This is a genomic window from Segatella copri (assembly GCF_003465495.1).
GTDB lineage: Bacteria > Bacteroidota > Bacteroidia > Bacteroidales > Bacteroidaceae > Prevotella > Prevotella copri_G.
In genome coordinates, this window is record NZ_QSAV01000031.1 from 35392 (window position 1) to 46511 (window position 11120).

At 41.6% G+C, this 11120-nt stretch carries 10 protein-coding genes; 8 read left to right on the forward strand and 2 right to left on the reverse strand.

Annotation, left to right across the window (positions count from 1 at the left end):
• Positions 1-100 precede the first annotated feature (100 nt).
• On the forward strand, positions 101-718 hold the full coding sequence (locus DWV53_RS10140; RefSeq protein ID WP_006846726.1) for a sigma-70 family RNA polymerase sigma factor: 618 nt from the start codon (positions 101-103) through the stop codon (positions 716-718).
• A gap of 95 nt (positions 719-813) precedes the next feature.
• On the opposite strand, the gene DWV53_RS10145 is transcribed toward DWV53_RS10140, so the two are convergent.
• Positions 814-1182 (reverse strand): helix-turn-helix domain-containing protein, encoded by a 369-nt coding sequence (locus DWV53_RS10145; RefSeq protein WP_228023599.1) that lies wholly within the window; start codon positions 1180-1182, stop codon positions 814-816.
• Positions 1183-1419: 237 nt separating this feature from the next.
• On the opposite strand from DWV53_RS10145, the gene DWV53_RS10150 reads away from it, so the two are divergent.
• From DWV53_RS10150 to DWV53_RS10170, 5 genes are all read left to right on the forward strand, one after another.
• Complete coding sequence (locus DWV53_RS10150) at positions 1420-3330, forward strand: LTA synthase family protein (RefSeq protein ID WP_118153388.1); 1911 nt, start codon at positions 1420-1422, stop codon at positions 3328-3330.
• Positions 3331-3400: 70 nt separating this feature from the next.
• The gene (locus DWV53_RS10155; RefSeq protein WP_118153391.1) at positions 3401-4099 is read left to right on the forward strand and encodes a phosphatase PAP2 family protein; all 699 of its coding nucleotides are present in this window, start codon (positions 3401-3403) and stop codon (positions 4097-4099) included.
• A 76-nt stretch (positions 4100-4175) separates the two neighbouring features.
• Positions 4176-4556 carry a hypothetical protein gene (locus DWV53_RS10160; protein ID WP_144153095.1) on the forward strand — a complete coding sequence of 127 codons (381 nt, stop codon included), beginning with the start codon at positions 4176-4178 and terminating at the stop codon, positions 4554-4556.
• A gap of 298 nt (positions 4557-4854) precedes the next feature.
• Positions 4855-6570, forward strand: a complete 1716-nt coding sequence (locus DWV53_RS10165; protein WP_118153394.1) for a glutamine--tRNA ligase/YqeY domain fusion protein — start codon at positions 4855-4857, stop codon at positions 6568-6570.
• A gap of 61 nt (positions 6571-6631) precedes the next feature.
• Positions 6632-7273: a DedA family protein gene (locus DWV53_RS10170; protein WP_118153397.1), complete on the forward strand. Its 642-nt coding sequence runs from the start codon at positions 6632-6634 to the stop codon at positions 7271-7273.
• Between the two features lie 303 nt (positions 7274-7576).
• On the opposite strand, the gene DWV53_RS10180 is transcribed toward DWV53_RS10170, so the two are convergent.
• Positions 7577-9151, reverse strand: a complete 1575-nt coding sequence (locus DWV53_RS10180) for an ATP-binding protein (protein ID WP_259318962.1) — start codon at positions 9149-9151, stop codon at positions 7577-7579.
• A 932-nt stretch (positions 9152-10083) separates the two neighbouring features.
• Between DWV53_RS10180 and DWV53_RS10185 the strand changes: the two genes are divergently transcribed.
• Both DWV53_RS10185 and DWV53_RS10190 read left to right on the forward strand, forming a co-directional pair.
• The gene (locus DWV53_RS10185; protein WP_118153406.1) at positions 10084-10542 is read left to right on the forward strand and encodes a hypothetical protein; all 459 of its coding nucleotides are present in this window, start codon (positions 10084-10086) and stop codon (positions 10540-10542) included.
• 78 nt (positions 10543-10620) lie between these two features.
• Positions 10621-11120 (forward strand): BT4734/BF3469 family protein (locus DWV53_RS10190; protein ID WP_181992467.1); only part of this gene is annotated, 500 nt, incomplete at its 3' end.

Consider the following 11120-nt stretch of genomic DNA (forward strand, 5'->3'; position numbering starts at 1 on the left):
ACATATATAAAATGTGGAAACCAAAATGATTGGTTAAAATGCGCAAAATACTTGCTTTTTTGAATTATTCTATGTATATTTGCAAAAAGAATTATTGGATATGACAGAAAAAGAAATAAACAAGATAGTTAGTGAGAACTTAAACTATGTAAAATCAGTAGCCAACCAGTATAAAGGTAAAGGCGTTGAGTTTGATGACTTGGTTAGCGAAGGAACGCTGGCAATGCTTATGGCAGCCAGAAAGTTCCAAGCCGACCGGGGCACCGATTTTGTGGCTTATGCCGGTCCATTCGTTCACAAGGCTATATCTCAGGCCATCGATAAACAATCAGGACTTTATCGTTTACCGAAAGACCAGAAGAAATTTGCCCCAAGAAACGCAGACAAGGCTGTATCTGTAGATGCGCCACTAAGCGCAAACAATCCGTATACCCTATTAGACATATTAAACGATCCGGATGTAAAGATTGCAGATGATACCCTGAATATAGAAATGATGAAGAAAAAGATGGCAGAAAGCATTGCAGATTTATTGCCACGAGAGAAAGAAATCATCACCAAATTCTATGGTATAGGTGTTCCTAAAGAAACGATGGCTGAAATTGCTGAAGATATGGGGCTCAAACGCGAGCGAGTTCGCCAGATACGAAATCTGACCATACGCAGATTGAACAGGAGTATCCGCCACCAGGCATTGAGAAACTACTTCAAGAGGTAACTCGCAATAGTTTGTAAAAACAAAAAGGAGGGTGAATCATTAACTTATGATACACCCTCCTTTTTGTTTCATGTTCTAGTTATTAACAATTAAACTTACTCCAATCCCTTAAAATGATTAGCACGATATTGACGAGGAGTAACGCCTATTCGCTTGAAGAAATTAGCATAGAAACTCTGACGAGTATTGAAACCAGCCATTTCGCTGATACCTTCTACACTCATTCTTGCATAACGCTTATCGGTAAGTAAAGACATAGCATCGTTTACTCGATAATCATTCACTAACTCGGCATAATTCTTATGAAATCGAGTTGCGCATACAGCAGAAATATAGCGAGAGTTAGTATTCAAATCCTCTGCAAGTTTCTTGGAACTGTAGTCAGGGTCCTTGTACTTTCTTTCAGTAACAAGAACACGGATTATCTCGTCGCGAAGGCGGTCCTTAGTTTCTTCACTCAGCATAGATTGATATCTTGCTATTTTTTCCTTTTTAGGTTGAATATTGTACTTAGCCATAGTTATGTTATAAAATTTATTACAACAAAGGTACTACTTTTATTTAGAACGACCAAATTTTTTCTCACTTTTTTGAAAAATAAACACAAAAAAGTCGTTTATATGAAATAAAATGGTTATTTTTGCATTAATTTTCAAGCTCAAAGCCGAGTATATCATAATTATTAGTCAAGAAGCATAGATATGAAGCAAATATTGTGGTTTATAAAAACGTATTTTACGTTTGTCATTTTGTTCAGTATTCAGAAACCATTTTTCATGATATTGGAAAAGGCTTCTGCTACACAACCTATCGATAATATCTGGAGCGAAATGCCTACAGTGATGTGGTATGGTTTATCACTCGACCTCTCTATGGCTGGTTACCTCACCGCACTACCGGGTTTGTTGCTCATCGCAATGATCTGGTTTCGTAAGGAGATTATACGTCCCATTCTGAATGCTTATTTTATACTGGCATCTTTCCTGGTTTCCATTACATTCGTACTGAATGCAGGATTATATCCATATTGGAACTTCCCGCTAGATAGCACTCCATTATATTATTTCTTTACTTCGCCAAAGGATGCACTTGCAAGTGTTGGAGGGCTTTACATCTTTTTTGCTCTCCTCATCACTGTGCTGCTTACCATAGCCGTCTGGTTCGCACTCCGCATGCCTCATACCCAGAAGCGCTATTCCAGCAGATACAGCAACTATGGTTTCGGAGATTTCGGCAGTGGTCGTAGAACACGCTACTCTGACATAGAGCATCATCGTATGCGCCATTCTCTTATTCTGTTGCTGCTTACTGCCCTTCTCTTCATCCCTATCAGAGGAGGATTTACTGTATCTACAACAAATACAGGAAAGGCATATTTCAGCCAAAATGCGTTTTTGAATCATGCTGCCGTCAATCCGATGTTCAGCCTGTTTGAATCACTGACCCATCAGGAAGATTTTGCATCGCAATACCGATACATGTCAGAAGAAGAAGCTAACAAGATCTTTGCTCAAATGGTAAGTTCAAGCGACCAGAACACCTACCCACTCCTGAATGAAGAAGCTCGGAAAAACGGAAAGCCGGATATACTTATTATTATTATGGAAAGCTTTGCCAATGACATCATGCCTTCTGTCGGAACACATAAAGACGTAGCTGTCTGCTTGGACTCAATAGCCAAAAAGGGAATTTTCTTCCCAAGATTCTATTCCAACACTTTCCGCACGGATCGTGGTCTGGTTGCTGTTTTGAGCGGTTATCCTGCACAACCTACAACCAGCATCATGCGCTACCCGGCAAAATCTGCACAATTACCATCATTGGCACGTTCATTAGCTAAAGCAAAGCATTACGGCAATGCATATTATTATGGTGGTGATGTTGATTTTGCCAATCAACGCTCTTGGCTGGTTTCCCAGGGCTATGAGAGAATCATTTCAGATAGTGATTTCCCTATAGAAGACAAATTGAGCAAATGGGGAGTACACGATCATATCGTAGCCAACCGGCTGCTTGCAGACCTCAGGAAAGAACAGAATGCCAAGCAGCCTATGCTGAGAGTTTTCCAGACATCAAGCAGTCATGAGCCATTCGATGTACCATATAGCAGACTGAAAGACAAGCGTTTAAATGCATTTGCTTACACTGATAGTGTCATAGGTCATCTTCTGCGTGAATACAGCAAATTGCCTAGATGGAAAAATACTTTGGTATTACTCGTTGCCGACCATGTTGGCGCATACAAAGAACATCTTGACAACTTTGACCGCAGCCGCTATCAGATTCCACTTATCATGACCGGTGGAGCAATAGCTCGCCCAATGAATGTTAAGCTTATAGGAAGTCAGCAAGATATAGCAGCTACACTGCTCGGACAATTAGGCATTCCTCACAAAGACTTCTTGTTCAGCAAGAACATGTTGAGTGATGCTACGCCTAAATTTGCATTCTTTGATGTACCCGATGCTTTCGGCATGGTATCAGAGGAGAACTCTATCATCTACGACAACAAATCCCAAAAGGTTGTTTATGATAAAGGCAAAAAAGGTTATAACTTGAAACGAGGCATGGCTTATCTTCAGAAGTTGTACGATGACTTGAGTGCAAAATAGCCCTAACGACAGAGCAACAGATTATCAGAAACAAGAAAGTGAACATTACAGAATTTCATAAAGAAAGACTATGATAGAATTACTTCATCAAATAGAACAGATTGATACGCAGATTTTTCTGTTTTTCAATGGTTTTCACAACGAGTATTGGGATTACTTCATGATGATTTTCTCAGACCGTTTTGTATGGGTTCCGTTCTATGCCAGTTTTATCTTTGTACTGCTAAAGAATTTTCCTGTCAAGGTTGTGATGAGCACCATAGTTGTTATCACTCTGATTATCTTGTTTTCAGACCAGACTGCATCAGGAATTCTGAAGCCATTAGTAGCAAGAATGCGTCCCAGTAATCCTGATAATCCTATCAGTCCGATGGTACATGTTGTTCAAGGATATCGGGGTGGCAGATATGGTTTTCCATCTTCTCATGCAGCCAATGCATGGAGCATGGCCTTCTTTGCACAATATCTGGTTCGCCGGAGCAAACTCACGATATTCTTATGCCTATGGGCATTGATAACCAGTTATTCCCGCATGTATCTCGGTGTACACTATTTTGGCGACATCCTGATTGGTACCCTCATTGGTTTTTTCTATGCCACCTTATATTATTATATATTTCAGTATTTTTTAAGAAAGCATACCGAACGTTTTAAGCCCAACCACGACATCAGATTTGCAAGCGTCCCTATCATTACGGGGCTCGTTTCTATATGGGTAATCATTTGTACCAGTGGAATACTATCTTTCTATAGCATACCACTGAGATAAACAAATGTATAAAAAGAGTTAGCTTATAAAAATGGTTTAGATTAACATTATTATTAACATATAAAATTTAAAGATTATGAAGAAATTATCAATTCTTGCATTTGCTATGGGTCTGATAGCTTTCACAGCATGTTCTGAGAAAAAGGCACCAGCACCTGCACCAGCTCAGGCAGAACAGACTGTTGTAACCGATTCTGCATTTCAGGCTGCCGCAGCCGGTGAATATAAGAGCGCAGATGGAGAGCGTAGTGTAACTTTGAACAGTGATTTCTCTGTTAAAGTAAAAGGCCTTGATAAGGAATTTTACAAGTGGGAATTGCCAGCTAAGCCAGAAGGTAAAGCAGCTGTGATTATCCTGAGCCGCAAGGGGCTCGATGCCGACGTTCAGGAACAGGCTACACTCGATACAGAAGAAGGTTCAATCATTATTAAGAACGAAACATTCCGCAAAAAGTAATAGAATATGAACCTGGTACAAAAGCAAAACGCCCTCGCTTCACAGCGAAGGCGTTCATTTTTGGTATTAGTTTCATTTAAGGTAAAAAGATTGTATTCAGGATAACGATGCAAAGATAGACATATTTTTCGAAACGAACGAATCTTTTTATATGTTTAAAAACATATTTTGTGAATTATTGCTTTCAAAAGCAAATTATCGCTCCCAAAACAAAATTATCTGCCAGATAATTTCGGTACTTACAATTAAATTTGTATCTTTGCACCATAAATTTAAAAATTATTCTTTTTATTGAATTATGGCAATTAATGAAGAAAACAATTTGGAAGAGAAGAAAAGTATCTCTTTCGTAGAACAGTTAGTTGAGGAAGACCTCAAAGAAGGCAAAAACGGAGGACGAATCCAGACGCGTTTTCCGCCAGAGCCTAATGGTTATCTGCATATCGGCCATGCCAAAGCTATCTGCATGGACTTTGGTGTTGCAGAGAAATATAATGGTGTTTGCAATCTTCGTTTTGATGACACTAACCCTAGCAAGGAAAACAATGAATATGTAGAGAATATTCTTCAAGACATCCAGTGGCTCGGATTCAAGTGGGGCAATATCTACTATGCTTCAGACTACTTTGAGAAGCTTTGGGATTTTGCTGTCTGGATGATCAAGAAGGGCAATGCATATATAGATGAACAAACTGCTGAAGAAATTGCACAGCAGAAGGGTACTCCTACCTCACCGGGTACTGCTAGCCCATATCGTGATCGCCCAATCGAAGAAAGCCTTGCTTTGTTTGAGAAGATGAATACTCCTGAGGCCGTAGAAGGCAGCATGGTTCTTCGCGCAAAACTCGATATGGCGAATCCAAATATGCATTTCCGCGATCCTATCATGTATCGTATCATCCAAACTCCTCATCACCGTACAGGAACAAAATGGCATGCATATCCTATGTATGATTTCGCTCACGGACAGAGTGACTACTTTGAAGGGGTAACCCACTCTATCTGTACATTGGAATTTGTACCTCACCGTCCGCTTTACGATAAGTTCATCGACTTCTTGAAGGAGAAGGACGGAACTGCAGATGTATTAAACGACAATCGTCCACGTCAGATTGAGTTCAACCGATTGAACCTCACTTATACAGTAATGAGCAAGCGTAAGCTTCACCAGCTGGTAGATGAGAAACTGGTTATCGGATGGGACGATCCACGTATGCCTACTCTTTGCGGAATGCGCCGTCGCGGTTACTCTCCTGAGAGCATTCGTATGTTTATCGACAGTATCGGTTATACTAAGTTCGATGCTCTCAACGATATGGCCTTACTCGAAGCATCTGTTAGAGAAGACTTGAACAAGAAAGCATGCCGTGTGAGTGCAGTACTTGATCCTGTAAAACTCGTAATTACCAACTATCCGGAAGGTGAAACAGAGGAAATGGAAGCAATCAATAATCCAGAAAATGAAGCTGACGGCACACACACCATCACATTCTCTAAGAATCTCTGGATAGAGCGTGCTGACTTTATGGAAGATGCTCCTAAAAAATTCTTCCGTATGACTCCGGGTAAAGAAGTTCGTCTGAAGAATGCTTACATCGTTAAGTGCACTGGATGCACAAAGGACGAAAATGGCGTTATCACTGAGATTCAGGCAGAATACGATCCTATCAGTAAGAGCGGCATGGAAGGTGCCAACCGTAAGGTTAAGGGTACATTGCATTGGGTATCAGCAGATCACTGCGTAAAGGCAGAGGTGCGCGAATACGACCGTCTCTTTATGGTAGAAAATCCATCTGCTGATGAACGTGACTTCCACGAGTTGCTCAACCCAGACAGCTTCCACGACTATCCTAACTGCTATATTGAGGAATATGCAGCCAACAAGAAGCCAGGTGAATATCTCCAGTTCCAGCGTATCGGTTATTTCATGGCCGATCTTGATTCTACTGCAGAAAAACCAGTATTCAACAAAACCGTTGGCTTGAAGGATACATGGGCAAAACAGAATAAATAAATCACCTATATCTGTCTCAGTTTCAACACTGAGACAGATATTATTTAGATTCAGATAACAAATGAATACAGCAGAGCTTTTTCTTTGGATACTCGACAATTTAAATTACTGGGTAGTAACCCTTTTCATGGCTATCGAGAGTTCATTCATCCCATTCCCATCAGAGGTGGTTGTTCCACCTGCAGCATGGAAAGCCATGGATCCTGATAGCGGAATGTCGTTTATCCTAGTCATCGTATTTGCCACCATTGGTGCCAATATCGGTGCACTTATCAACTATTATTTAGCTAAATGGGTAGGCCGCCCTATCATCTACCGTTTTGCCGACAGCCGCATCGGACATATGTGCCTGATAAACCGCCAAAAGGTAGAAGTTGCAGAAGAGTATTTCCGCAAGCATGGAGCCGCATCCACTATTTTTGGGCGCCTGGTACCAGCTGTTCGCCAGTTAATCAGCATTCCAGCCGGTTTGGCAGGTATGCATGTAGGCAAATTCTTGCTCTATACCACAATCGGTGCTGGCATCTGGAATACTGTTTTAGCAATCATCGGTTGGGGGATATACCAATATACAGACTATAAAACAACTCAAGATGTATATCAGCAGGCATTAAAGTATAGTCATGAGCTCGGTTACATCATCTTGGCTCTTGCCATTGTTATTGTAGCTTTCCTTGCATACAAGGGGCTCAAGAAGAAATAAGAAACTATCCCCCATCCTGCTTCCTCAAGCGGGATGGGGGATTTTTCTTCAGTATAATTCCCCGCACTTCACGGGAAACGACAAGGGTCTATATGCCACGATGAAAAGGTGGCATATAGACCCTTGATTATATGGTGATATTCGTAATCTACATCTCCGCTTTCTGCAGCTTTATATCCTCTGCCGAAGGAAAGAGAAGAAGCAGAACGCAGGCAAAACCAAGCAGCACGCCCTGAACCAACGGCCACCGGTACGTAGCGGAATTGAAAATCGCTGACCGAAGGGTAAACCCTTTTTGCAATATTATACTTCCTTCCAATCAACCAGTCCCTTTCCCATATCATCCAGTTCTATGGCAAGGGCAATTACCTTGCGCTTATCAGCCTTGAAAGGTTCGGCATACTGCTTGGCTTTCATCTGCTCCGTGGCAGCATCCACACCACCGTTGTTGCTCAGCTTCAACTCCAGCACATAGATAAAGTTAGTGTTTTCTACCACCATATCAATCCTGCCCGCAGCAATCATCTTTTCTACTTCTACCCGGCAGCCGATAGCATAGAAGATGGTGCTCATAATCAGTCGGTAGCGCTCCTCCATATCCATGCTGACAAGCTTCTTGTTGCTGTAGGGCACGTCAGCTATGAGAGCCTTCAGGCATTTCATGGCTTCGGGAAGATTGCCAAGGCTGAGGTGAACATTCAGAAATGCCTGGGTAGATTGAAGGTCATTATTCTTGCGCATGGCAAGCGTTGGCAACACGATTTCATTCAAGGCTTGCCGAACCTCGAAGTTAGGAATGCCAAGAAGATAAGTTCCGTTTATGTAACCCTTAATCGTGAGATAGCCCGACTGATAGAGAAACAGCTCTGCTCCACCGCCTGTTACGTCAGAAGTTTCTATGATTGTGTCCAACAGGGCACTATGATCAAAATCCTTCAAACGAATCTCCATGTCATCCACAAACTTTGGAAGCAGCGAGGTTGCACCCGATGAAGCCCAGTAGTTCCTCAGTTTAGAATCAGCGAGTGCATTGATAAGACTGAATGGATTGAAGACATCAACCATATTTTCATGGCTGAAATGATAGCCATCATAATAAGCTGTCAATTGCACTACAGCTTCATCGAAAGTCCATCCCTTACTTGCTGCCAACTTGTTGATTTCCGGTTTGAAATCACGTAAGACTTCTTCCTTCGTGATACCGCAGAGAGCCGCATACGCAGAATCAAAGCTGATATTGCTCAGATTATTGAGTACAGAGAAAAGAGAAATCTGCGTAAACTTGGTGATGCCAGTGATGAAGACAAACTTCTCGTATTTATCATCTGCCTTGAGAATGGCAAAAACTTCACGATAAACAGCGGTACATGCTTCGTGATAAGGAGTCTTCCAGGAATGCTGCAATGGAGAATCGTATTCATCGATGAGGATGGCAACCTGCTGTCCGGTTTGCTCATACGCCCCCACGATTATTGCATTGAAGCGGTCGGCAAGTTTGGCGGTTGGCTTAGGTGTAATACCATATTCCTCCTCTAATCTGTCGAAAGTGATGTCGAGATAAGAGCGCAAAGTTTCCGGTTCTGCGCCTGCACGACTCATATCCAGTCTGATGACAGGACGCTTCACCCATTCTGTCTCCAGCTGCATAATCTTCAAGCCCTCGAAGAGTTCCTTCTTACCCAGAAAGTAGGCTTCGAGCGTATCGACCAGCACAGATTTACCAAAGCGGCGTGGGCGGCTCAGGTAGTTGTACGTTTTATTTCTGTTGGCAAGTTGCCAGATGATATCTGTCTTGTCAACATAAAGGTATCCTTCCTTTCTGATTTTCTCGAAAGACTGGATGCCTACAGGTAATTTTCTATCATTTATCTCTACCATAATTCCTAATCTTTGGTTTCCAATTGCAAATTTACGATTATTTTCCGAAACCGCCATACTTTTCTCATCTTTTTTGCACTTTCTTACTGAACTTCGCGTGTGGGGAAGTTAGAAGGAAGTTAAGGGACAAATGTCCTGCATTTTAAGCTAGAAGACTATTGTCTCTTAACTTCCCGAAGGACCGTAGGGAGTGATAACTTCTTTAACTTCAATAAATTCCCACACTGGCGAAACTTGAATAACTCCTTAAAATTCGTTAACTTCTGAACTTGCGAAACCAGAATCTAATATGCGAAACTTCAAGTTTTCTTCGTTAATATTTGTTTAAAAATCAGTCCTTATTCGGTACCGTTAACTTCTTTTATCTGATAATTGTTTAACACAACATAAGATGTGATTCCCTACCCCACTCGCTTTTTCAAAGATTTCAGCGGTAAGAAAAGAGGAAAAAGTGGACCCCTAAAAAAAGGCACCCATTTAGGAACCAAAAATAAACGCTTAAAATATGTAAAAACGGGCTGAATTCTTAAAATATGTTTATAAAAAGCGAAAAACACCCTTCACCACCCTTCACCCGTAACTATTTGACACACAAAACCTTAAATAAAAAGGTGAAGGGTGAAGGTTTGAAAACTCTTTTTTATATATACGCGCGGCAAGGAAAAAAATCCGTTTTTTCATTTTTCTGATTATCCGGATTTTCCAAAAATCCTAAAAAAAAGAATATAATATAAGATTTAAAATATACCCTTCACCCTTCACCTCGTCACTTTTCCGATGTTTCACTTCTTCCCTACTTCTTCTTCGAAATACCCCAACAAAAATGGGCACGAAGCCATCGTGTTAAAAAGTTTAACCTAGGTTATTCTTTGTGAAAAGCGAGTCCTATAGGACTCGCCGCCTAAGTAAAACATTTTGTATACCTTCGCAACATGAAAAAGAAGAAAAATATAAGAGAAAAAGATTTGCTGAAATTTATGGCAGAACTTGAAGATGAAGCCAGATTTAAGATGGCTATCGCAAAGACATGTGGCGTATCACCAACTATGATTCGTAAAGAAGCTGGGGGACAGGACACTATCGATAAGAGGGCAGATAAGATGACGCTCATACCAGAGTACATATTCGCTATAGATAGAGCCATCAAAACCATTCTCATGGAAAAAGACGAAGATGATGCCTTCGAAGGTAAAATCTGGGTTCATGAAGAAAATGTCCATCATAAAACAAGATTCCAGTATTATTGCGATGAAGTGTACATATGGGAACAGAACAAAGGTTCGGTATACTGGAGGGAACATAACAGAGCATGGAGCTACTGGAGATATAGCCTTCCCTACTGGTATATTACTCATAAACTTAAAGAAATATTAGAAGATTCAAACTCATAAAACCCAAAAGAAATGAAAGAAAACAAAACCACAAACGAGACCGGAAATAACCCGGAAACAGAACAGGAGAAAGAGGTCTTGCCCTCTTTTTTCCAGACTCTGAAGACCTCTACCAGCAAGCCTCTCCCCAACAGAGAGGTGCTGGAGTACAACATCATGCATTCGGCACCGGTGAAAACCAATACCGAAGGCTACAGGTCGATGATAAAGGTGGACAAGAGAACGGCAGAGGACATCAAGCACCGGCTGCCCTGCATCACTCCCAGCGTGCAGCTCAAGGGAAACTCCAAGAAGCTGACTGACTTCAGGAAGGAAACCTATTGGCTGATGCTCGATTATGACGACGTGCCCCCCAAAAACATCGCGGCACTCAGGCAGGCCGCCCGGAACATCCCCTTCACCATGATCTTCTACATCACCGTCTCGGGCAAGGGATTCCGCATCCTGCTCAAATATATGCGCCCTGAAGGATGCAATCTCACTGCGACCGAACTCCACCTGCTCGCCATCAGGAAAGCCATGGAACTGTACGACAAGCTGCTGGGTATCAGCAGCGACAAGCAATGCCAGGACATGGT

Excerpts from the sequence above, each read along its gene's own strand:
- DWV53_RS10165 (WP_118153394.1), top strand. The coding sequence starts at position 4,855 with ATGGCAATTAATGAAGAAAACAATTTGGAAGAGAAGAAAAGTATCTCT.
- DWV53_RS10155 (WP_118153391.1), top strand. The coding sequence starts at position 3,401 with ATGATAGAATTACTTCATCAAATAGAACAGATTGATACGCAGATTTTT.
- DWV53_RS10180 (WP_259318962.1), bottom strand. The coding sequence starts at position 9,151 with ATGGTAGAGATAAATGATAGAAAATTACCTGTAGGCATCCAGTCTTTC.
- DWV53_RS10140 (WP_006846726.1), top strand. The coding sequence starts at position 101 with ATGACAGAAAAAGAAATAAACAAGATAGTTAGTGAGAACTTAAACTAT.
- DWV53_RS10145 (WP_228023599.1), bottom strand. The coding sequence starts at position 1,182 with ATGCTGAGTGAAGAAACTAAGGACCGCCTTCGCGACGAGATAATCCGT.
- DWV53_RS10185 (WP_118153406.1), top strand. The coding sequence starts at position 10,084 with ATGAAAAAGAAGAAAAATATAAGAGAAAAAGATTTGCTGAAATTTATG.
- DWV53_RS10150 (WP_118153388.1), top strand. The coding sequence starts at position 1,420 with ATGAAGCAAATATTGTGGTTTATAAAAACGTATTTTACGTTTGTCATT.
- DWV53_RS10160 (WP_144153095.1), top strand. The coding sequence starts at position 4,176 with ATGAAGAAATTATCAATTCTTGCATTTGCTATGGGTCTGATAGCTTTC.
- DWV53_RS10170 (WP_118153397.1), top strand. The coding sequence starts at position 6,632 with ATGAATACAGCAGAGCTTTTTCTTTGGATACTCGACAATTTAAATTAC.